This is a genomic window from Lacticaseibacillus casei DSM 20011 = JCM 1134 = ATCC 393 (assembly GCF_000829055.1).
Classification (GTDB): Bacteria; Bacillota; Bacilli; order Lactobacillales; family Lactobacillaceae; genus Lacticaseibacillus; species Lacticaseibacillus casei.
Genome location: NZ_AP012544.1, coordinates 2,310,507 through 2,333,082, shown reverse-complemented (window position 1 = coordinate 2,333,082; position 22,576 = coordinate 2,310,507). Strand labels below are relative to the sequence as shown.

General features: G+C 47.0%; 21 protein-coding genes, 2 pseudogenes and 1 riboswitch. Of the genes and pseudogenes, 18 read left to right on the top strand and 5 right to left on the bottom strand.

From position 1 onward, the window contains the following. Nucleotides 1-21 precede the first annotated feature (21 nt). From LBCZ_RS11255 to LBCZ_RS11210, 10 genes and pseudogenes are all read left to right on the top strand, one after another. Nucleotides 22-360, top strand: coding sequence for a PadR family transcriptional regulator (locus tag LBCZ_RS11255; RefSeq protein WP_025012848.1), 339 nt, complete (start codon nucleotides 22-24; stop codon nucleotides 358-360). Then, nucleotides 357-977 (top strand): DUF1700 domain-containing protein, encoded by a 621-nt coding sequence (locus LBCZ_RS11250; protein WP_025012849.1) that lies wholly within the window; start codon nucleotides 357-359, stop codon nucleotides 975-977. Before LBCZ_RS11255 ends, LBCZ_RS11250 begins: the two co-directional genes overlap by 4 nt. Continuing rightward, complete coding sequence (locus LBCZ_RS11245; protein ID WP_025012850.1) at nucleotides 974-1,843, top strand: DUF4097 family beta strand repeat-containing protein; 870 nt, start codon at nucleotides 974-976, stop codon at nucleotides 1,841-1,843. The genes LBCZ_RS11250 and LBCZ_RS11245 overlap by 4 nt, the downstream gene beginning before the upstream one ends. A gap of 21 nt (nucleotides 1,844-1,864) precedes the next feature. Next, nucleotides 1,865-2,725, top strand: coding sequence for an ATP-binding cassette domain-containing protein (locus tag LBCZ_RS11240; RefSeq protein WP_025012851.1), 861 nt, complete (start codon nucleotides 1,865-1,867; stop codon nucleotides 2,723-2,725). 5 nt (nucleotides 2,726-2,730) lie between these two features. Continuing rightward, complete coding sequence (locus LBCZ_RS11235) at nucleotides 2,731-4,242, top strand: hypothetical protein (RefSeq protein WP_041084773.1); 1,512 nt, start codon at nucleotides 2,731-2,733, stop codon at nucleotides 4,240-4,242. A gap of 813 nt (nucleotides 4,243-5,055) precedes the next feature. Then, the gene (locus tag LBCZ_RS11230; RefSeq protein WP_025012854.1) at nucleotides 5,056-5,304 is read left to right on the top strand and encodes a hypothetical protein; all 249 of its coding nucleotides are present in this window, start codon (nucleotides 5,056-5,058) and stop codon (nucleotides 5,302-5,304) included. A gap of 78 nt (nucleotides 5,305-5,382) precedes the next feature. Next, nucleotides 5,383-5,631 carry a hypothetical protein gene (locus tag LBCZ_RS11225; RefSeq protein WP_025012855.1) on the top strand — a complete coding sequence of 83 codons (249 nt, stop codon included), beginning with the start codon at nucleotides 5,383-5,385 and terminating at the stop codon, nucleotides 5,629-5,631. A gap of 649 nt (nucleotides 5,632-6,280) precedes the next feature. Then, nucleotides 6,281-6,556: a type II toxin-antitoxin system RelB/DinJ family antitoxin gene (locus LBCZ_RS11220; protein ID WP_025012856.1), complete on the top strand. Its 276-nt coding sequence runs from the start codon at nucleotides 6,281-6,283 to the stop codon at nucleotides 6,554-6,556. Next, nucleotides 6,543-6,834: pseudogene (locus LBCZ_RS11215) on the top strand (hypothetical protein); the annotation flags it as partial. The gene LBCZ_RS11220 and the pseudogene LBCZ_RS11215, both read left to right, overlap by 14 nt. Before the next feature lie 179 nt (nucleotides 6,835-7,013). After that, nucleotides 7,014-7,211 (top strand): hypothetical protein, encoded by a 198-nt coding sequence (locus LBCZ_RS11210; protein WP_025012858.1) that lies wholly within the window; start codon nucleotides 7,014-7,016, stop codon nucleotides 7,209-7,211. A gap of 145 nt (nucleotides 7,212-7,356) precedes the next feature. On the opposite strand, the pseudogene LBCZ_RS11205 reads toward LBCZ_RS11210, so the two are convergent. After that, a pseudogene (locus LBCZ_RS11205) lies at nucleotides 7,357-10,094 on the bottom strand (family 78 glycoside hydrolase catalytic domain). A gap of 584 nt (nucleotides 10,095-10,678) precedes the next feature. Between LBCZ_RS11205 and LBCZ_RS11200 the strand changes: the two are divergent. From LBCZ_RS11200 to LBCZ_RS15030, 3 genes are all read left to right on the top strand, one after another. After that, nucleotides 10,679-12,193 carry an MFS transporter gene (locus LBCZ_RS11200; protein ID WP_025012859.1) on the top strand — a complete coding sequence of 505 codons (1,515 nt, stop codon included), beginning with the start codon at nucleotides 10,679-10,681 and terminating at the stop codon, nucleotides 12,191-12,193. 211 nt (nucleotides 12,194-12,404) lie between these two features. Then, nucleotides 12,405-12,460, top strand: a riboswitch (Fluoride riboswitch). A gap of 70 nt (nucleotides 12,461-12,530) precedes the next feature. Beyond that, the gene (locus LBCZ_RS11195) at nucleotides 12,531-12,944 is read left to right on the top strand and encodes a fluoride efflux transporter FluC (protein ID WP_025012860.1); all 414 of its coding nucleotides are present in this window, start codon (nucleotides 12,531-12,533) and stop codon (nucleotides 12,942-12,944) included. Then, the gene (locus LBCZ_RS15030; protein ID WP_025012861.1) at nucleotides 12,938-13,285 is read left to right on the top strand and encodes a fluoride efflux transporter FluC; all 348 of its coding nucleotides are present in this window, start codon (nucleotides 12,938-12,940) and stop codon (nucleotides 13,283-13,285) included. Before LBCZ_RS11195 ends, LBCZ_RS15030 begins: the two co-directional genes overlap by 7 nt. Before the next feature lie 424 nt (nucleotides 13,286-13,709). Here the strand turns inward: LBCZ_RS15030 and LBCZ_RS11180 are convergent, their stop codons facing one another. The 4 genes from LBCZ_RS11180 to LBCZ_RS11165 all read right to left on the bottom strand — a co-directional run bounded on the left by LBCZ_RS11180 (nucleotide 13,710) and on the right by LBCZ_RS11165 (nucleotide 18,976). Further along, nucleotides 13,710-14,612, bottom strand: a complete 903-nt coding sequence (locus tag LBCZ_RS11180; protein ID WP_025012862.1) for a metal ABC transporter solute-binding protein — start codon at nucleotides 14,610-14,612, stop codon at nucleotides 13,710-13,712. 210 nt (nucleotides 14,613-14,822) lie between these two features. After that, nucleotides 14,823-16,844: a SpaA isopeptide-forming pilin-related protein gene (locus LBCZ_RS11175; RefSeq protein WP_039639988.1), complete on the bottom strand. Its 2,022-nt coding sequence runs from the start codon at nucleotides 16,842-16,844 to the stop codon at nucleotides 14,823-14,825. Nucleotides 16,845-17,003: 159 nt separating this feature from the next. Further along, nucleotides 17,004-17,645, bottom strand: a complete 642-nt coding sequence (locus tag LBCZ_RS11170) for an NAD(P)H-binding protein (RefSeq protein ID WP_010492451.1) — start codon at nucleotides 17,643-17,645, stop codon at nucleotides 17,004-17,006. A 401-nt stretch (nucleotides 17,646-18,046) separates the two neighbouring features. After that, on the bottom strand, nucleotides 18,047-18,976 hold the full coding sequence (locus tag LBCZ_RS11165; protein WP_025012863.1) for a metal ABC transporter solute-binding protein, Zn/Mn family: 930 nt from the start codon (nucleotides 18,974-18,976) through the stop codon (nucleotides 18,047-18,049). 199 nt (nucleotides 18,977-19,175) lie between these two features. On the opposite strand from LBCZ_RS11165, the gene LBCZ_RS15705 reads away from it, so the two are divergent. The 5 genes from LBCZ_RS15705 (at nucleotide 19,176) to LBCZ_RS11140 (ending at nucleotide 22,554) form a co-directional block, all read left to right on the top strand. After that, nucleotides 19,176-19,295, top strand: a complete 120-nt coding sequence (locus LBCZ_RS15705) for a putative metal homeostasis protein (RefSeq protein WP_010492447.1) — start codon at nucleotides 19,176-19,178, stop codon at nucleotides 19,293-19,295. Between the two features lie 76 nt (nucleotides 19,296-19,371). Further along, complete coding sequence (rpsN, locus tag LBCZ_RS11155; RefSeq protein WP_025012864.1) at nucleotides 19,372-19,641, top strand: 30S ribosomal protein S14; 270 nt, start codon at nucleotides 19,372-19,374, stop codon at nucleotides 19,639-19,641. A 341-nt stretch (nucleotides 19,642-19,982) separates the two neighbouring features. Beyond that, nucleotides 19,983-20,726: a metal ABC transporter ATP-binding protein gene (locus tag LBCZ_RS11150; RefSeq protein WP_010492443.1), complete on the top strand. Its 744-nt coding sequence runs from the start codon at nucleotides 19,983-19,985 to the stop codon at nucleotides 20,724-20,726. Then, nucleotides 20,723-21,616: a metal ABC transporter permease gene (locus LBCZ_RS11145; protein WP_039639990.1), complete on the top strand. Its 894-nt coding sequence runs from the start codon at nucleotides 20,723-20,725 to the stop codon at nucleotides 21,614-21,616. The genes LBCZ_RS11150 and LBCZ_RS11145 overlap by 4 nt, the downstream gene beginning before the upstream one ends. After that, complete coding sequence (locus LBCZ_RS11140; protein WP_025012865.1) at nucleotides 21,613-22,554, top strand: metal ABC transporter solute-binding protein, Zn/Mn family; 942 nt, start codon at nucleotides 21,613-21,615, stop codon at nucleotides 22,552-22,554. Before LBCZ_RS11145 ends, LBCZ_RS11140 begins: the two co-directional genes overlap by 4 nt. Nucleotides 22,555-22,576 lie beyond the last annotated feature (22 nt).

The following is a 22,576-nucleotide window of genomic DNA, read 5'->3' as shown; positions in this document are numbered from 1 at the left end:
ATAAGGAAGGAGGTTGGGTTCATGAGTATGCCGCTCAGTGCGGAACTATTAGATGGCATTGTGCTCGCCGTGTTGCAACAATCCGATGCATACGGATACGCACTGACCCAACAAATTCAAGCGGTGATTAGCATTTCCCCTTCCACGTTGTACCCAGTGTTGCGCCGCCTAAAAGCTCAAGGTGCGTTAACGACTTACGATCAGCCATACGAAGGGCGCAATCGTCGCTATTATCGGATTACGCCTGCCGGAACCAAGTTGTTACAGGAAACCGAAACCAATTGGCAAACTTTCAAGCAGCAGATTGAGCATTTTCTGCCCGACGCAGGTAACCAAGCGAAGGAGGAGAAACGGTCATGAGTAGTGAAGCTTATTTTCAGGCACTAACGCAAATACTGTCGCCGCTAACCAGCGATGAACGGGCAGAAGCCGTTGCCTTTTTTCAGGATTATGCCGAAGATGGCGGCTTGACGGACGGTGATGCAATTACCAAGGCGCTCGGCACACCGCAGCAGCTTGGTCGCCAGATTTTGGCAGATTATGCGATTAAAAGCAGCACGGCTTCTGGCTCCGCGGCATCGCCTAAAGCCAACGCTCGACAGATCAAGACCATTGTATTGGCGATTTTGTCGGCGCCGATGACAGTTCCGGTTGCCATTGCGTTGTTTGTCATCGTTTTGGCACTGCTGATTGTGATTGCGGCAGTTAGCTTGGCGATTCTGCTGGTGCTCGCCGGTGCCACTGGCCTTGGCTTAGGCGTCGGTGCCTTTTCGATCTTCGCCGGACTGTTCCTGCTGGCCCATCCCATGGTGGCGTTGAGCTACGTGGGCTTAGGAATCGCAGCCATTGGCGTGGGACTTTTCCTGATACCGTTACTGAAATGGACGACCCAAGGCATGTTTAACGTGGTGGCCCGCTTCTTCCGGTGGATCTATCGGCGTGTCCGCAAGCAACATTTGGAGGTGACCCGGTTATGATGAAAAGATTCCTGGCAATTGGTGGACTGCTAATCGTGCTTGGTTTGACCATGCTGGGCATCGGTGCCGCTCATGACGGGTTGCAGCCGATTGCGGTGGTACATGGACAGCCCATTATCGCCAACCCGACAACCAAAACGCAGCAAGTCAAACCGTTCTCGCGACTCTCGGTGACTGCCAATGATATGGACGTGGTTGTGAAAACCGGCGCGCGGTATCAAGTTCAAGTCAGATCAGTGGGATCAGGACACGTTAAGCAAACGGTTCATTCCGGTCAGCTCAAGTTGACGCAAAAAGGAAAGCCGATTTTTGGCATGATGCTCGGTCAGACACGTTCACCGCAAATTACGATTACGGTGCCACGCGATCAAACCATTACGGCGGCGATGATCCACACTGACTCCGGTAACTTAACTTACGCCGTTGCCAAAACCGGCCAGCTCAAGCTCAGCGCAAGCAGCGGCGATATGACGGTCAGCGATGTTCAGCAGGCAGAGCTGCAGTTGCAGTCAGATTCCGGCAATGTTCGCGTGACGAACGCAACATTGCGTGAACCAAAAGTCACGACGAAATACGGTGATCTGTTTGTCACCGACAGCGCAATCACCCAAGGACAATTTACCTTGAGCAGTGGCGATTTTCACATGAAGCACAGTGAGCTGAAAGGGAAGAATCAGGTTAACAATACGTATGGCGATAATGTCGTCACCGGCGCAGATAAGCAAAGCGGCTATGAATTACGCACCGGTTCTGGCGATAACAAGATATTTACACGTGCCACAACTGAAAACAACGTCACTTATAACCGGCCGGCTGATACGCAGCTTCGCCTAGTGACGCACAATGGCGACAATCAGGTGAAATAACGCGTTCGGAGGTTGATTTTTATGAAACTAACAACGAAAAATTTGACCATGCAATTTCACAATAAAATGGCCTTGAATCATGTTTCAGTGACGATTGAAAGCGGTGGCTTAGTTGGTTTGATTGGGCCAAATGGGGCCGGAAAGTCGACGTTTATGAAAATTTTGGCGACGTTAATGCGCCCCACGGCTGGAGATGTTTTGCTGAACGGGCAAAGCATCTTACGGCATCCTGGCAAAATGCGGCGGGTATTGGGTTATATGCCGCAAACCGTACCGATTATTCCGCAGTTGACCGCAACGGAGTATTTGCAATACTTGTCCGCACTCAAAGGGGTGCCAACGACCAAGGCTAATCGCCAAATCAAGGCATTGTTGCAGCAAATGCATTTGCAAGGTGCCGCCCATGCACGTTTAGGTGGTTTTTCCGGTGGTATGCGGCAACGTGTGGGCTTGGCAGCCGCATTGTTAGGCGATCCGCAGATCATTATTGTCGATGAGCCGTCTGCCGGACTTGATCCAATTGAGCGGATTATGATGCGTAATTTGTTAAGTGAACTGGCCCAAACACGGATTGTCTTGTTGTCAACGCACATTGTTTCAGATGTCGAAGCCGTTGCCAGTCAATTGTTGTTGCTAAAAGGCGGGCAGTTGGTCTTCCAAGGCACTGCGCCGGCACTGATTCAAGCCGCGACGGGTCACGTGTGGGAGTATGTGCTACCGCAAGGGACGGAACCGCAGACCGATCAGGCGATGAGCGAAATGCGGCAAGCCACTGATGGCATTCATATTCGGACCGTTGCCAAGCAATCACCAACACCTCAGGCAGTGGCGGTGACGCCTACGTTGGAAGATGCAACGTTAAGTGCTTTGGAAAGCCGGTGATCAGCATGTTAACCATGATCAAAACATCGTTCAAAGAAAGAGCCCGCCAGCACTCATTCTGGCTGATGATCGGAACAGTGGTCGTGTTAGCGATTCTGTGTACCCCGCGGTTTAACACCGGTATTAAAGTCCTATCGTTAGATCCTAAGATTTTTCGGCAGGCGGATAATCCGACTTGGTTGCCAATCTGTGCTGCGCTGATTTTCGGCTTCACGTTGCCATTTTTTGGCATAGGCGCGGTTGAAAATGCGCTGCAAACCGATCGCACTAGTGGCGTATGGCCATGGATTGCAGCAACGCGGTTTGCGCGGCTATCGTATGGACTGGCTTTATTTGTCGGTAACTTTTTGGTGTTGCTGTCAATGTGGTTCGTAACACTGTTTGCTACCGGTTTGATGGTGGTGATCCGGTTTCCCGGACAAAGCATAGGGTTGGCCACCCTTTTGTCGCCGTTTCTGGCCTTGTTGCCGAGTATGGCCTTGATTGCGGCGCTGGCGTTACTGGTCGAAAGTATCACAGCTAAACGCCGCAGTGGATTGGTCACAGTCTTTATGTTCGGTCTCCTGTATGTGTATGCCACGCAGCTATCGGAGCCGCACGCATTTTGGCATCGCTTGTTGAGTCTCAGCGGCTTGACGTCACTGCAAGATACGGTCAGTCGCGCTAGTGAACGTGTCATCGGTCGCCCAATCGATGGGATTCAAATGTTCAGCAGTTATGCAGGACAGCAAGGCAAGCTGTCGCTACATTTTGGCCCCGTGGCGTTTGACCGGACAACACTGGCCTATATGCTCGGTGAGATGTTGATTGCGGTAGGCATTGCACTGGTGGCGGCATTACTGATGCACAAGGCGCGGCAAACCGGTGGATTAAAAGTAAGGCATCAAGCCCAAGTGCCAACGTCTAGCGCTTCAGTACCAGCGGACTATGTTCCCATTCAGGCTGGACATTTTCAGTGGCCGCAACTCCTGCAAGTGGAAGCAAAACGTCAGTGGCACATCGGTTCGTGGCGTTATCGCGCGCTTTTGCTGGGAAGTTGGTTGATTGTCTGGTTTGTTCCCACCGCAGCACAACAAGAAGCGGGTTTGCCGATCGTATGGCTTTTGGCCTTGCCATGGCTGAGTGCGTTAGGCTCATCACCACGCGGCTGGCAGTCATGGCTGAATACGGTTCCGGCAGCGAATCAACACCAAAAATGGGCCGAATTGTTGGTCAGCGGCGGATTGGCACTGGTCATCATGGTACCTTTCATCGTCCGGACGCCTAGTGCTGCGCTTCAGCTACTATTTGTGGCTGTGGCGACAGTTGCATTGGCGCAAGGGATGGGAAGCTTACTGAACTCAGGGCATTTGTTGGCGTTGCTGATGGCGCTATTCTGGTTTTTCTACATGAATGGTCTTACCGGGATGATCAGCCCAACGCACTTCTCCTTGATCGTTTGTATTGTCTTTGCAGGGTTGTTCATTGTTGGCTTGGCTTTGACGGAGCTTGCGAACCGTCGGCGAGGTTTGGCTTGATGGTGTGAATATTGGGAAGTGGTGAATGCCTAATATGATGTGCTTGCAAGGTGGAAGTCCTCTCACCCAAAGCTATCTTCAGGCCGACTTTTAACCGCGCCGGCTCACGCTCACCGCGCTCCCCCGCGCAGGAGTCTGTGTGTAAGGAGCTTGGTCGCAATCGCCAAATAGTTTCAGTGGAAGATGGTTCTATTTTAGGCAAATGTGAGACCAGACTTCCGCTTTCTATAACGCGCTCACAGTCGCAGAAATCTACGTGTAAGGGCCTCAGACCTAAATGGCCAAAGACCAGCCATTTAGGTCTGAGGCCACTTACACTCCGATTTCTAGGCGCTCCTGTTCACGCTCACAAAAAAGCAACCCCATCCAAAAGGATAAGGTTGCCACTGTGGCTTGTTTATCAAGCCACAGAAATGCCTTTCGCCATCATTATGGCAGGCATCAAGTATCGTTGCCGATACTACGGACTCGAGGTCCACTAAATTTACACGGAGTCTATGCTCCGGTAACTTTATGATAGCGTTTTCCGGATGAAATTGAAAGTTATTTGACCTCGGTATTTTTAAAATTCCCTGAATTCGAAAAGTTTAAAGTCAGGGCATCAACCTAGTGAGAATCTCAGGATATAAATAACAAATAATTTATAGACGCTCTTTTTAATATACGGTACTTGGATGTTGATAGTTCGGCAATAGAAGACTGAGTATAATTTGTTGACCGATATGAATGAATGGGTATAAATTACGCTTATACAAGACCTTTTACTTTGAAGACCGGTGTCTGACACGACTAATAGGCAGGGAGCTGACGTAAATGACTGTCTGGGATATCGTTCAAATTATGTTCGCCCCAGTCGTGATTATCTGGATTATTGCCACGTCGAAGGGCAAAATTGATCGCAGAACTAAGGAACTAATTTGGATTGTTGTTCTCTTAGTGATTGTCGGGAATGTCGCAGGTTATATCATTGCGACTGAACGAAGCCATTGGGCAATTGCCTATAACTACACATTTGCCTTTATCCAGTTAGTCATCATGTGGTCGTTTGCGCGAAACTTCTAAAGGTTCATTTTAAAAGTCTGAAGTCACTTTCGGAAGACGCGCGGTGAACGGCATCACTTAGAGGTTAGGGGTGGGCGAATGAATATTGGTGATGCAACTCAAATTGTTTTTACTACGATTGTCATCATTTGGATTCTTAAGACATCCAAAGGTAAACTTGATAAAAGGACAAAGGGCTTAATCTGGATTATCAATGTCCTGTTGATCACTGCAAATTTTGCTGCGTATTTTCTTACAGCGGAAAACAGCAAATGGGCGTTGACCTATGATCTTACTTTCACCTTTATTCAACTTGTCGTACTTTGGTATTTTGCGCAGAACTTCTAAAGAGTTTGTGCAAGAGCCTACAGTTACTTTCAGTAGTCACCCTTGAGCTATATTTCATTAATTTTCGTCCGGACACAAGAAGATACCATAATGCTAAAAAGGCCAAGCGAGTTTTTGTCAGCATTTGCTAAGGGCGACAATGTAAAATCAGCCAGTAAGGTTCAGCAATGAATCAACGAGCTTGATGTACTACTGAAACGGGAAAGAGTTAGGTTTTGTATTTCGCGTTCGAAAAATCCCAACACCGCTCAATTGCTCGGCTGATGAAATCAAAAAAATCTGGTAACCAACCCCAACTATGCAACGTGTTTTTGCACGAATTATCGCAGTTTCACCGAAAACTGCTGACGCATGGGAATCCGGTAGGCGTCGTTCAAAGGGGCCCACACGTAAACTTATTCAGATAATTGCACAGAATCCCAAAGAGGCAAGAACGTTCATCTGACTTTCTTGAAATAGAGCGAAATATGAATTTCTATGAGCCCGGGAAAAAGGCTCGGTGACATATTCCGGCTTCAAACTAAAATGCCCTGAAACTCCTAGCAATTTGGAATTTCAAGGTGTTTTTATGCAGATGCAGAGTTGATCCTGTTTTATACTCAGAAAGTAGTATATAATGAGTACAAACCACAAGAAGGTGATGTTTACCATGGCGGTTCAAGAGAAGAAGCGGATACAGGTTCAAGTTGATAAGGAACTAGCCGACGATACTGAGCAGGTCTTGGAGCGGCTCGGATTGACGCAAACGACAGCAATCACAATGTTGTATAAGCGAATTGTTGCTACTGGTGCGCTACCGTTTAAGCCGGCTTTAACCGAGAATGAGAAAGCGACTTTACATTTCCTTAAAAGCACTGAAGATACACCAGTAACAGTTTTCAAGGACGCGAAAGAAGTCGATGAGTGGCTCAATGAAGACGAATGATCTCGTGAGTCTTTATGTTGCTTTTGTCGAAGGTAGCGGAGGTAAAAAGCGGCCGGTGTTAGTTCGAAGTGTGACAGAAACGCGCGTCACAGGTTTCAAGATCACGACTAAGTATGCAAATAAGTCAGCTTTTATTCGACGACAGTATTATCAGATTCAAGACTGGCAGGTCGTCGGTCTTAGACAACCCTCGTGGATTGATATTGGCCGTCTTTATAGTTTTCCTAAACACGGCTTGCATTTTAAAGAAATCGGACATTTAACGCCGCGTGATCAAATCGACCTAGACCGTTTCAATACGCGCTTCAAAGAAGCTCAAGAGAAGCGGTCCAATCGTTAATCGGTCTTAGCTCAACGAGATAAACACATTAGCCATCACTTGTTGGTCGTTTCGAGTTTCTTCGGTGCGCTCTGTTTGTCTAAGTACCGGAAAGCAAAAAGCTGAGGGGCGTTTAGAATGAGTGACAATATAAAATCAATCAGCAAGGTTCAGCGGGGAATTAACGAGCTTGATGCACTACTGGATGGAAATGATCCCGGTTTTGAATACCACATCTGGAAAATCCCAACGCCGCCTAGTTATTCAACCGAGGAAATCAAAATATCCGAAAACAAATTAAAACCAAGTCAGCAGAACTATGACTCACTCTCGTAACACTAACTTCAAACTAAAATGCCCTGAGATTCCATTTTGTTTGGAATTTCAGGGCATTTTTTGCAGACAAAGAAATTACATACCAAACTCAAGGGACTCCGCATCTTCTTTTTTGATTACGTTCCCTTTTTCAAACGCATGCGCATTACTTACCCGCAGTACCTTGTTGATAAGTAATCCGGTAGCTGCCGGCCGGAATGGTCAAGGTCTGATCATCGTGCTGGACGGCAGTTGTCCAATCTTTGCCGAATTGATCCTGCACGGCCACTTGGTGTGCTTGGGCGGGGAGTTCGACTTGTGCTTTTGCATTCATCGGTACGGCAACTTCTAGAGTTTGGTTGCCTGCGTCTTGCTGATAATGAACGGTGATGAGGCCCTTCACGGACGGGGTGGTGAGGTTCAGGTGGGTCAGGTTGCCCGCACGAACTTTGATTCTGAATGTAGAAAATCCGGGTTCGATTGGCATGATGCCCGCAATGCCCTGAACGATGGTTAATCCCGGGGTGGCACCCCACGGATGGGACAGCGTCAAGTTCGGCTTGTAGTGATTGCTCCAAGCTTCCGGGGCGATGGTGGCTTTCAGACTGTCGAGAATCGCGGCGAATGATTTGTGATCCTTTTGATCGTTCGGGTCTGTCAGCAACGTAATCGCGTCTGCCGCGTGACCGGATTCGAACAGGCCTTTGAGCATGAAGTAGATAAAGTAAATGCTGCCGACGAATTGGCCGTTGTTAGCGACAAACTGGCTCAAACGATCAGCCATTGCCTGGTCAGTATACACGCCATAGCAAAGCGCATAGGCTGAAGCATGGTGTGAGGTATGGCGGTTGAGGGTTGGTCGGCATTCAGTGAATCAAAGAATCGGCCTGTCTGGTCATCGTACAACTTGTCGATCAGATTCTTTTTAATCGTTGCTGCCCGATCTTGATAGTGCGCCGCGTCGTCGTCATGATGCAGAACCTTGGCGATTTTGGCCATGGTCGAGTAAGCACCGTAGAAAATGGCGTTGAACGGTGTATTATAGGTGCCTTCCACAAAGCCATCGCGTTCCGAAATTGGCCAATCGACCAAGCCGTCGTTAGTCACCAATCCGACTTTTTCATCGAAATTGTCGACACCTTTGCTATTTTTTAGTGAACCTTTGAAACTCTGCGATGCGCCGTCAAAACTTTCGGCGGATTTGCCGCGGTTCAACTTGTACTGCAAGGCCGTGTAACGGGTCTTGAGTAGCGTATCGTCGCCGGTGTAAAGAAAATCAAGCCAAGCCATTTCAATTGCGAACAGCTTGTAATCTTCCGGCCAGGTCGGGTTGTCGATTAAATAATCCAAGGAGTGGCGGGCCAGTGAATAATTCGCGGATACTGTGTAGCTTGTATTCGCGTTAACCAACAAGTCGCCTTCATACGGCCGCCGTTCACGGGCCTGCGAGTCAACAAAAACATCCTGATTAGTGGCCTTAATCGTGTACTTAGATAGCTCGTATTCACGGTTTAGCAGGTCGCTATCGCTTTGGAAGTTGCCTTCGTTGTCCGGGAAACGCTGCTGCATGGCCCAACCATTAATGGCATCGAGGTGTAGGTCACCTTCGAAACCAAGTAGTTCAACATAGCGGAAATTTTTCATTTGCAAAGTGGTGAAATGATTTTCACCCTTGACCAGCGTCCAATTTTCAACGTAGTCAGGGCCGCAAGCCATGTTGTGGCGGACGTGGCCGTTGTCTTCGAGTTGTTCACCCATCAGCACAGTCACGCGTTGATCCGTATCACTGGCAAGATCAACGGTCAGGCCGCCGATAATTTCTTTACCTAGATCGATTAACCGATTTTGCGGTGAAAAAGTGACGATACGTTTATTGGCGTCATGGACCTCAATGCGCTCGGTATTTTCACTGCGATAGGGAACCAGAACTTCGTCATCAGCGATCATCGGTTGCGGGTTGCGCCAAGCAGCTGGCCAATCATGGTCATCGAAGGTCTTGCTTGCCCAGTTTTGTGGGTAGTAGCGCATATCGATATTTTCACTGACCATGCCAAAATATTGGGAGCGGATTTTGACCCCGAAGTCGCCAAAAGCACTGCTGCCGTCCAGCGCCCGCCAGCTAGGATCAGCTGTGGTGACGACTTCTTTGGTACCGTCATGTTTGTACACAATCAACTGGCACCAAAAAGCGCGTCGGTCTGAACTGCCGGTTGCCAGCGCTGCTACCGTATTGGTGCCACTTTCCAGGTAATCAGTGGCATCGTAGACATTATAGTAAACTGCCGTGCGGTCCGTGCCGTGATCGTGTTCTTGCTGACGCGCGGAACCGACCCCGAGGCAGTGGCCATTAACGTATAGGTCAAAGCTTTGGGCAAAAATCGGTTCATTGCCGCGCGCGAAGGCAACCACAACTGCCGTGTCGACATCGTTCGTGTCAATGGTCAACTGCGGACTGCGAAGAAAGACGACGTTGCCGATATGGGCTAGTTCTTCACCAGATTTTGGTTGCGATTGCCGCCAGATGCCTTGCTGAACGGGCAGTGCGGGGTCAGCACAAATGAATTTCGCTGGCTGTGAGAAATCACTGGTGTGGCCAAGATTGTCTTTAATCCGGACCTGCCAGTAATAGAGATCGCCAGGATGCAAGCTGTCTGCTAAGTTTGCGGCAGTGACGGCTGAGTTTTGTGCTGAATGGACCCAGCCGCTGTCGTATAGGTAGGTTTGGTGATCGCGATCCTGAAGCCGCTTGAAGACAACTAGCTGATACGCCGCTTGGGAGGCATCAGAGAAACTACTATGATTCCACCAACTGAAGCGGGGATGTTGCTGAACGTTATAGGCAAAGTGCTGCAAGTTAACGCTTAAATGATCTGGCGCGTACAATGCTGCTGTTATGTTTGACATGATTTAACTTACTCCTTTATAAGTAAAGAACGCTTTTTCTTAGCGTACGTTGTAAATATTGAAAAATCAATATGGCGTTTAAGCGTTTACTAAAAATCAAAGCGACTAGGCGAGCATAAATTGCGTAATATCACCTATTCTCGAGAATAGTAGGATTGGCGAAATGTGTATTTGTTCCAAACTTAGTATTTCATTGTCCCAAAGTGAAAATACGCGACCAAAACAGGCGCTTTTTTTGACGAACAGCGTGAAGAGAAACTTCGAAACAATGGTCGATACCGGTAAATTCCGGGTCATTCTAGTAAAAAGGTCTACGTTTTAAGAAGCGCTTGCCGCATGTTTCACAAGTTTTCGCGGCAGGGATTATAAACCCTGCCGATTGGACAGATGGCTCAAAATGAACGGACTCTGTAGATTTGTTCCGGTTTTGGGACATATCAATAGCAATCGCGTTTCTTTTACTAAAATCTCCTAATTTTGGTAGTGGTTTTACGAAAACGATGTTAATCTCATTTTTGTAAACGTTTACGAAAAGCGGATTCGGATTCATATTTGTTGTTAATCAAACAGGGAGGTCTTTCATCGTGAAGAGGAAAGTCCGGTGGCGTAATGTTATTGGTTACGGTGCCGCAGATTTATTTGGTAATGGGGCGCTAACGGTTGCCTCAACGTGGATGCTTTTCTTCTACACATCCTTTGGTGGCTTGTCACCAGTCCTTGGTGGTACGATTCTTGCCATTGCTCGTGTAGCTGACTCATTAATTAGTCCATTGATGGGGTATTTAACCGATCATTTTGGCGCAACTAAAATGGGACGGAGATTTGGACGCAGACGATTCTTCCTGCTGATCTCCATTCCGTTAATGTTTATCTACGTTGTCATCTGGGTTTCACATATGGGCTTCTGGTATTATCTGTTTACCTATCTGCTCATGGAAGCATTCACGGCGCTGGTCATGATTCCTTATGAGACCTTAGCTGCTGAAATGACAGATGATTACGATATGAAAGCTCGTTTGTCCAGTTCCCGGATGCTTTGGTCAGCGCTTGCAACGTTCCTTGCATCATGGTTGCCAGGTCGGATCTTTGCTATTATGGGTAAAAACAATCCCAACGCGTTCTTAACGCTTGGTATTGTCCTAGCCATCATCTTTATTCTTGCGATCGGCTTAACCTACTTCTCCACTTTCGAGCGGGAAACTGACGGTACGCCTGAAGAACGTAAAGCGATCATCGAAGAAAGCCGCAACAAAGGCGAAAATCCTTTGGTAACGCTTTGGAACATGATTAAGGATATGGGTTCGGTTTTCCGAATCAAGTCCTTTGCACTTCACTTAGTTATTTATCTTAGTTCATTTACCGCCCGCGATATTGTGGGTGCGACGTATGTCTTCTACATTGTTTATGCGATGCAGAGTAACCCAACCGAAGCTTCGAACATCCTGACAGTTGGTTCAATCATTGGTATTCCATGTAACCTGTTCTGGCCGAAGATCATGAGCAAACTTGGCCCGTCTAAGTTATTGCGGATTATGTACTTAATGATGTTCTTTACGGTTGCTTGCTATGCCGGTCTTTATTATGGTTCGGCTGCAGGTACCAGCTGGGGCATCATGACCTTGTACGCACTTCAGGTTACGTGGGGCATTTCAAACTCTGGTACCGGTTATGTTCCGTGGACGGTTTACACCTTCATTCCTGATGTGGATGAAATGGTCACCAAACAACGGCGCGAAGGTATTTTTGCCGGCATCATGACGTTTGCTCGCAAGACCACTTCTGCACTGGCACCGTTCTTAACCGGGATTGTGCTATCAGCATTTGGCTTCAATGAATCAGCCAAAAGCCAAAGTGCAGGTGCGTTAAACGGTTTGATCTTATGGATGCTGCTTGGTACCGCCCTCATGCTGCTCTTGGCATTTGTCACTTCTTACTTCTTCAAATTGGATCGTGAAAGTCACAAGGCTCTGCGTGACGAAATCGATCGTCTGAAGGCCGGTGGTAAGATGTCCGATGTTGATCCGAAGGTTAAAGCGCAAGTTGAAAACCTAACCGGATTTAAGTATGATCATCTTTGGGGTCACAACAACATCGTCTGAGGTGTTCACGCAGCTACTCAAAAAAGGCTTTAGAGAGCGTTGTCATTTGATTTACTCCCAATTCAATCAATTTCTGCCGCAACGAGCGGAACAACGCACAACGTAAACCATGGCCACCGGAAACATAAATCCGATGTACATGGCAAAATGAAAAACCCGTGTTCAGGTGAATGCGGGTTTTTTCGTGGAGAAAAGTTTGCTATAATTTTTTGAAATGAATGGCGATGGTGTTCGCCTATACGTTTAGTTGATGACACCTACCTTGGGATATATGACAGGGTAGGTGTCTTTTTATGTATGGCTGGCAGGAGACGCACGAAAAGGAGAATGAACAGTTATGATACAGCGAGAACAAGTACGGTTTGGCTGGCTGGTAGGTATTTTTGTTGGCGGTTTTTTCGGTGGTGTTTTGCGTTACTTGATTAGTGCAGTAACAGCAGATCAAGCAACTATGATGGGAACAACGATCGTGAATTTGCTAGGAAGCTTTTTGTTGGCAGTAACCACTTATGGATTGGACTTGAAGTTTGATTTGCCTGAATGGTTACTGTTAGCGATTGGAACAGGCTTGATCGGGGGGTTCACAACATTTTCCACGCTTATGTTGAACTTCGTAAGTCTGATCAGAACGAATATGCTTGCGGCTATCTTGATGCTAAGTGTGAATCTTTTGGGAGGGATGCTAGCTGTAGTGGTAGGCGTACTAGTCGCCAAATTCACGGTTGGAAAGGATCATGGCGCTTTATGGTAATACTGATAGGGATTGGAACAGGATTTGGAGCAGTGTGTCGCTACGGGGTGACCGTGTTGGGACGAACTTTATGGCCAGGTAAGCCATTTGCTACGCTGTTGATTAATGTTTTGGGTGCATTTTTAGCTGGTCTTCTGGCCGGATTGCCAGTACTTTCGAATTTACGGCCACTTTTGTTAACTGGCTTTTGTGGTGGATTTACGACATTCTCAACTTTCACGACGGACACGTTTATTTTGCTGAGGAACCGTCAATGGCGATTGGCAGCACTTTATGGTCTGAGTAGTGTGCTGTTAGGGATACTGGCAATGGTAACAGGATTGACATTGTCCGGAGCTTAAGTGTGCAACTTTTGCGCATAAAAAAGCCGCCTCAACCAACGTCGAGACAGCCAGAACCGTGGTAACCATCAATCAAAATCTTGCATTTGTTTTTGGTTGTAGGCTACTGAGATTTGTGTAGAACAAGTCAGCCTGCAAACGGGCTTGTTCTTCTTCGTGGGGATCGCGTGGTGTGGCGATCAGATGCTCAACGCGTTTAAAAGTATGCTTGATCAATGACATTAGAAACATCTCCCCTTTGGTTGCTCCTGTTTACAACTACATTGTAGGAGCTACGTCAAAGAAATTCAATCGGTCTAGGGCAAATGAAAACGAATTCATTGCAAAAAGTTTACGAAAAGATTGCAGATGTTACAATGTTTCACAAGCGACCAAGAAAAGTTCCTAAAATAAACAGCGAAATCGGAGCGATTGGTGGTCAAAATTACTTAGCAGCTATTTGGTTTTGAATCTTTTCTAACTGCTGATACTGACTGAGCATCCAGCTGCGATAGTTTTTGCCTTTAGGTAAGGTTTCGGTGACATTAAGAACCGGAACCTTATTTTCTTTTGCGAGTTTAATGAAACTATCGACAACTTTAGAACTGGCTTGACTATTGTTAACGAAAAAGGCAATTTTCTTTGTCTTAATGTCTTCTTCGACGCTATGAATATCTTTAGCGCTATAATCGGTACCTTCTTCAGTCGCCTGGGCAAAGTGGCGGTTGTTAATCTGATAGCCGAGGTAATCGAGCGCATAACCGAAGACCGGTTCGGAAACATCTACTTTCTTGCCTTTGGCGTTTTGCCTAAGTTTTCCGATCAGGTCATTGAGTTTACCGAGTGAAGCAATATAGTGCTTGGCGTTAGCTTTAAACGTCGCCTTTTTGTCTGGATTCTGTTTTGCAAATCTGGCAGCTAGCGCGTTTGCGAGTTTCGGCATGGTTCGCGGATCGTACCAGATGTGCTCATTGTCGCCTTCATGTTTACCCATGATATCTTCCGCGACCCGTAAAGACTGTTTAGACTTGTTCTCGGACTTGATCAATTTGGTCATCCAGCCGTCGTAGCCGATGCCATTAGCAATCACCACATTGGCAGTCGCTATCTGCTTGCCAACTTGGGTGGTTGGTTCATAATCGTGGGGATCAATTGCCGGGTTGTCAATAATCGAAGTGACTTGCACCTCTTTGCCGCCGACAGCTTTGGCAACTTCACCATAAAAATCAACAGAAGCGACGACTTGAATTTTATCATTGTCACCGGACTGCTTAGCGGTTGTGCCACAAGCGCCCGCCACAACCGACAATAATAGTAGACTGATGACTGTCAATACTCGTTTCATCATTCGTAAAACCCCTTTAACCGTAATCGTTACGAGCATAAGCGTAGCGTATTGAGGGCTATAGACGCAAGTAAAATATTCGTTTGATCAGCTGTCAGTCTTGAGGGATCCATAATCGAATCAAGGATGACCGCGGTTTTGTTCTAAAGACGAGAAAAAGAATAAGCCCTTGATTTGGCCTATTCTTTTCAGTAAAAGCGTTTGAATTGATGTTTATCGATGATTCTTAAAGAACAGAACGCTACCGACTACAGTTAACACGATGCCGATCGCAGTGGACAGGGCGCTTACAAGGCGTTCACCTGTCTTGGGTAGGATCATCCATCGCTTGGAGGCGTGCTTGCTGTGGGGATTAATTGTTTCAGTTGAGGGATCGTCTTGCCCGGATTGCGTGTTCGTGTCTGAGTCCGTTGGCAAAGCTGTATCGGAACTGGCTACCGAAGAAGTTACTGCAGATTTGGCTGGCTGAGACGTATGACTTTCAGAGGTCGAACTGGCGGATTCTCTAGTAGGGGCTGATGAAGAAGCGCCCATTGATGGCTTAAGACTTGCTGATGAATCACTTGACCCAGTACTGGAAGCTGATTCAGGAACTGACGAACTCGATTTAGAAGAGGCAACCTGATGGCTTGAGGAAGATGCAGACGACTGCGCGCTTGATGACGTTGACGGCGGGTTAGACGGCTTGGTGCTTGAGGATGGTTTCGACGGTTTGACGCTGCTCGATGCCTGAGATGACGACTCAGATGGCTTGGGGCTGCTGCTCGGTGATTTAGATGAAGTTTCTGAACTGCTGGATGCCTTAGACGAGGGCTCTGATGGTTTTGAACTTCTTGAGGCTTTAGACGAAGGTTTTGATGGCTTAGAGCTGCTCGATACTTTAGAAGATGGCTTAGCCGATGATGCAGACGAATTGGAAGTGCTCGATGAATTTGATGATGAAGCAGGTGTTATCGGCATATCCGCTGACTTGATGGCCACCCGCGGATGATCTTTGGTCAAAGTGAATTTAATTGGCTGTCGGTTGAGTCGGTAGCCAGCGAGTGCTTTGGTTTCGACAAACTGATACTGACCAGCCAGTAGCTGAGAAATTGATAAGCTGCCATTCTTGTCAGTCGTCAGCCCGTTTTTAACAAGTTTGCCATCATTGCGGTAAAGTGCAAAAGTTTCCCCTTTTAATGGTTGCTGCGGTCTTGTCGCACCTACTTTAGTTAGCTTCACCTGACTGACTGAGCCAATACCAACACCAGTGTTATTCCAAGTGATTTTACCCTTGGCGGTTGGATTCAGCCCGCTATCTTGCGAGCCTGTTGCCGTGACCTGATTGTTCCAGGTGTTCTTGTCACCGCTAAAACTTCCAAAACTGGTTGAAAGCGGATTGGTCCATAAGCTGACTTCAACGGCTGTGGTAATGGTGCCTAAGGGGATCGTCATTTCCCGATCGTTTACTTGAGGAGTAACTTTAATCGTACCATTTTGATGAAAGGCGTTCTGACTGTATGTGCCAGTGGCTACGGTCAATGCATGCGAAGCATCAAATGTCTGACCTGCATCCAAAGTATCATGCAGGACAACATCGTGGATAGTTTTGCCTTGAGGGTTTAACGTGATTTGCCATTGAAAGAGTTTTGGTCTGCCCAGTGAATCGACATATTGGTTCGAATCCGCTGCATGATTACCCTTAGGCGGCGTCACCACCCAGCCGGCTTTATTGATATACCAGCTAACCTGCTGGTGATCGGGATCGTTAAAGCGGCCATTGACTTGGAGTTTTAAGGTGCCTTCGCGTTTAACCGTCTTTTGGCTGAAAAAGTCGGTAAAGGTGATGAGCCCTTGGGAGCTGCCTGCTTTAACAAAAACATTGCCAATCGTTTCCTGGGTGCCGGGGTTTAATATTTTGAAGCTAATGTCGGATTGCGGCAACACCGATGATGGCAGTGAAAATTCGGCAGTGTCGCCGGCATTAACGGTGACCCCATCGGAAATTTGCCAATGGTACGTTAAGTAATAAAGCTGGCCTCGTGAAAGACGCGCTGTATGGGTCACATCTTTTTGATTAATGTCGGTAATCGTTGCATCATTGCGATTTAAACCAGAAACCGGGACATTCTTTCCCGCATCAACGACGGTCGGCGGGCTGATTAGCGGGCTGAACAAGAACGTTAGACTTGCAAGCAGCAGCGTTAACAGTAACCAACTCGACGTATATTTTCGGATGCGGTTTTGAATTTGCATAGATACATTCCCTCTTAAAAATTAGATTCCAATTTATTTATATCAGATCGCGGTTTATGGAATTAATAATATAAAAAAATTCGCCGAGTCCTCTTAAAAAGTTGCTACCTACTGAGCAGGCTTCCGGTGAAATCTTTTTTAATTGGCAAAGAACGGGTTTCAATAGAAGGAAGGTTTGTCGCCTTGCGTATTCGGTTGGTCAACCCCAAGTGATTGACCAATGTGCTGGCTAGGATCGTTGATTAAATTGACGACTAGATCCGCGATGCTGCGGCGTGAAACCTCTGTTCCCTTGAACGGCTCACCTTTTTGGGTGATCTCGTAGCTCACGATATTTTTGTTGGACAGCCATGCCGGACGGATAATCGTATAAGCTAAATCAGACGTCTCAATGACTTTAGCGGCCGCCGCATAAGTTTCCAGATAGCCACCGTCTAACATTTTGTGATTCCAGCGGCCAAATGCACCGGGAACTTCATCATAAATGCCCAGCGTTGAAATCCAGATTAACCGTTTAATGTTGTTGGCATCCATGGCTTGGACCACTGACTTGGCTTGGTTTTCAATGCCTTTGTTGCCTAGATTGGCATAGACAAGATCACTGCCGTTCATGGCTTTTGTCAGAAGGGGAGTGTCGGTGACATCTCCGTCAACAACGGTTTCCCGCTGGTCATTAACGTTTTGCAGCCGCTCAGCGTGACGCAGAAACAAGTTAAGATGATGCTGAGTTTCTTTCAACAGGCGCTGGCGTACCAATGTTGCAATTTGTCCGTGGGCGCCTAGAATCATGACATTTGCCATGGTCATCTTCCTTTCTTGTTCGTAAGTCAATTTTATTGTAACACTGTCGATTTTGGGTGGAAGGCGGCGGAAGGGAGGTGTTGGCTTCTATAACGCGTTCGCTGGCGCAGGAGTCTGCGTGTAAGGACCTCAGTCGCAATGAGCAAGCCCGGGTCATCGCGCCTGAGGCCGCTTACACTCCGACCCCTAAACGCGCCGACTCACGCTCACACAAAAAAAGCACGCACCGTTTACGATGCGTGCTTTCCTTCTGGCCGGGGTTGTCCGGTGCTTTTGACCCGGAGCTATGGTTTGTCATGTAATCAAAGCTAAGCGATTGACGAATTCGACAGGGGATGTGTCTTGCCGAAATTAAAAGTAAAGGAGAAAAAGTGTGGCAAACCCTCGTGGCCAGAAAGAGGTTATTTGCTTACCGAAGTGGCGCTGGATGATGACTGATCCTGGATTTTTTCAAGCTGCTCATATTGGCTTGTCATCCAAGTGCGGTAGTTTTTACCTTTTGGCAGCGTTTCGGTAACCTTTAAGACCGGAACATTGTTCTGTTCGGCTAATTTAACCAAACGTGTTACAGTCTTGGAAGATGCCTGGATGTTATTAACGAAGAAGGCAATCTTCTTTTCTTTAATGTCGGTTTCGATACCGTGGATATCCTTGGCACTGTAATCGGTACCGTCTTCAGTAGACTTGGAGAAGTGTTCATCGTTGACTTTATAACCCATGTAATCCAAGGCATAGCCGAAGACTGGTTCGGAAACGTCAACGAGTTTGCCATTTGCATTAGCTTTTAGTTTGTTGATTAAAGCGTTGAGATCATCCAAGGAAGCGATATACTTCTTCGCGTTGGCTTTGAACTTAGCCTTGTCAGCCGGGTCCTTCTTGGCGAACTTGTTGGCTAAGGCATTAGCCAACTTCGGCATGGTTCGCGGATCATACCAGATATGTTCGTTGTCGCCTTCCTTTTTGCCCATCAGATCGTCAGCAACTTTTAAGTAATTTTTCGACTTGTTTTCTGACTTGACGACTTTGTCCATCCAACCGTCATAGCCGATACCGCTGGCAACCACTAAGTCAGATTTTGCAACTGACTTGCCGACTTTAGTAGTTGGTTCATAATCATGCGGATCCACGGCCGGATTGTCGATAATCGACTGAACCGAAACTTTATTACCGCCAACCGCTTTGGCGACCTCACCATAAAAATCGACGCTGGCAACAACCTGAATTTTGCTGTTGCTAGTGCTGGATTGCTTTGCGGCACCATTGTTACCGCACGCTACGCCGAAAATGGCTAGCAGTACGACACTGATACCTGCAAGTAATCGCTTCATCAGAAATACCCGCTTCCTTCCAAAACGTAATAATTACGCTTTAAACCATAAAGTAAGCTGAGCAAATTGACAAGCAAAATTTTTAAATTCTAATCCGAAAACAATTGCTGCCAAAATTTCATTGACAACAAAAAGGCCGGCATGATAAGGTTAAATCCGTCGTTTAAGCGTAATGATTACGATTAAAAGGAGCTGAAAAATTTTGGAAAAAACCGATTTGGCGAGTGCACGGCGGCGTATGAAAAGCCCAAACATTAAAACCCGTAAGCGCGCCTTGAAGATTTTACATGAGGCAAAACGCAAACAACAAAAGAATCGATAAAAGGAAGTATACGCCTGTCAATTTGCGAAACCAACAATGACAGTGTGGTCACTTCATAACAGAAAGAGGTAAGCGAATGGCAAAAAAATCAAAGATCGCCAAGGCCGAGCGCCAGGAAAAATTAGTTCAACAGTATGCGGCGAAGCGTGCGGAACTCAAAGCAAAAGGTGATTACATCGGACTTAGCAAATTGCCGCGTGATTCGAGTCCGGTTCGACTACACCATCGTGATGCATTGGATGGCCGACCACATGCGTATATGCGTAAATTCGGCCTTTCCCGACTCAACTTTCGCGAGTTGGCACACAAAGGACAGATTCCGGGTGTCCGCAAAGCCAGTTGGTAGTAGTGGCTTACCGCTGAAAAGATTCATTGCTTTTAGCGAGACATTGAGCCGTGAAAATGCTTAAAATAACAAAGAGATAAACATAGTCCTATGAACAATCAATGAGATTGCTCATGGGCCTTTTTTTATGGCTAATAGTGATGAATTTATGTATTCGATTTCATTGCTTATTAATTTAGCTTAATTAGCGGTCATCACGAAGAAATTTGGTTAATGAGTTATAACTTTAAATGGGTTACCAATATTTTTTAAGTATGCCTTAAAAACACTTGTCAGTAGGCGCGGCTTTCTGTAAGCTAAGGATGAAAGCAAATTAGGTCACCCTAAAATTGGAGGTTCTTATGTTAACAGTCAAGAACCTGACCGTTGCCTACGCTGACACACCGGTGTTTGCTGATGTTGCCGTTCATTTTAACGCAGGCAAAATCACCGGGATCATTGGGCCTAACGGAGCAGGTAAATCGACCTTGATCAAAGCCATACTGGGCTTGATCAAGGTCCAATCAGGAACAGTGGACTTTTCTGGCAAAACACTCAAAGAAGTCCAGCAAGCCATTGCTTATGTTGAACAGCGTAAAGATCTGGATCTGACATTTCCGATTAATGTTCTGGATCTGGTGCTGACCGGGACGTATGGGCGCTTGGGCTTATTGAAAAGTCCCGGGAAAAAAGAACGTCAGGCAGCCTATGATGCGCTTGAACAAGTGGGATTGGAGGAATTTACCAAACGTCAAATCAGTCAGTTGTCCGGTGGCCAGCTACAGCGGGTCTTTGTTGCACGGGCGATCGTCCAGCAAGCTGACATCATGATTCTCGACGAACCATTTGTCGGTATTGACATGAAAAGTGAGCAAGAGATCATGACGATTCTGAACCAGTGGCGGGATGCCGGTAAAACATTAATCGTCGTGCATCACGATTTGAATAAGGTATCGAATTATTTTGACGAACTTGTCGTCATGAACCACGGCATTATTGCTGAAGGACCGGTTGAAGAAGTTTATACGGCCCGAAATATTGAACGGGCATTCTCGGCGGACCTTTCCAATGTATTGTTTGCAACTAAGGAGGGGGCGAGCGCATGAACTCATTGATTGAATTTTTTAACGCGTTAGGCAAGTATGACTTTCTGCAAAACGCATTAGTGACCGCGATTATGGTCGGTATCATGTCCGGATTGATCGGTAGCTTCATTATTTTGCGCGGCATGTCGTTGATGGGCGATGCGATCTCCCATGCGGTGCTGCCGGGTGTGGCGGTTGCCTATATGCTGGGCGTCAACGTGATGATCGGCGCGTCGGTGTTTGGGATTATTGCCGCCTTATTAATCGGTTTTGTAGCCGCTAACAGCAAGATTAAAACCGACACCCCGATCGGCGTTGTGTTCAGTGCGTTTTATGCCTTAGGATTCATTTTGATTTCAATGGCAGAAAGCGCCACGAATTTACACCACATTCTGTTCGGTAACATTTTGGCGGTTAGCGATAGCGACATCATGACCACCGCGATCGTCTTAGGCATCGTCGTCCTGTTCGTGGTTCTGTTCTATAAGGAACTGTTGATCACGTCCTTCGATAATACCTTCGCCAAGACGTATGGGTTAAACACCACGGCCATTCACTATGCCTTGATGCTTGTTTTGACTTTGGTGACAGTTTCAGCCTTGCAGACAGTCGGGATCATTCTGGTGGTTGCGATGCTGATCACTCCAGCAGCAACGGCCTTTCTGTGGACTGACCGTCTCGAAACCATGCTTATCATGGCAGCTAGTGTGGGTGTGATCTCATCTATCACCGGCCTGTACTTCAGCTTTACCTTAAACTGGGCATCCGGTCCGGCCATCGTGCTCGTAGCCGCCGTCCTATTCGCTATCTCATTTATTTTCTCGCCGAAGCAGGCATTCTTTAGTTTTAGCAAGCGTCAGCGGACCAAGGAAGCCGCGACGACTCAGACAGCGGAGGAGATTGTTCGATGAAAAAGATTTTAATCACAGTTGGCGCGTTAATTGTTATGATCGGTGGCGTATTTTGGTTCGTCAATAGCCGCAGTAATGCGCAAAAAGACGCTGCCAGCACCGGCCAAAAGTTACGGGTTGTGACAACCAACTCGATTCTCGAAGATATGGTGCAAAATGTCGGTGGTGAGCGGATCAAACTTTATAGTATTGTGAAGCGCGGTACCGATCCGCATGAATACGAACCGCGACCGACCGATGTGGCGGCGACAAGCGAAGCCAATCTTGTTTTCCACAATGGCTTGAATCTCGAAACCGGTGGCAATGGCTGGTTCAAAAAACTGGTAAAAACATCACACAAAGCTTTTGGTAAGGACGTCTTTTCCGCAATTGCCGGGGTTACACCAGAACATTTGACAACCAACGTCAAGGAAGAAGATCCGCATGCGTGGCTGGATTTGGCTAACGGGATTCAATACGTTAAGACCATCACCAAGGTGCTTAAGGAAAAAGATGCCAAGAATGCCGATTATTATCAGAAGAACAGTGATCAGTATGTTGCCAAGTTACAAAAGCTGCATAAAACGGCGCAATCACGGTTCCTGGACATTCCGGAAAAACAACGCGTTTTGGTAACATCAGAAGGTGCTTTTAAGTACTTCTCCAAGGCTTATCACGTGACTCCGGCCTACATTTGGGAAATCAACACCGAAGCTCAAGGGACGCCAGAGCAAATGCAAACGGTTTTGGCTAAGATCCGGGCGTCAGAGGTTAAACACTTATTCGTCGAAATATCGGTCTCACCGAAGTCGATGAACAAAGTAGCTAAAGAAACCGGACTTTCGATCTATTCCAAGATCTTCACCGACTCCCTTGCGGCAAAAGGCAAGCAAGGCGACACGTATTATATGATGATGAAGTGGAATCTCGACAAGATCCACGATGACTTGGCGGGGTAGTGCTCGAAGCCTTTGATAAAGT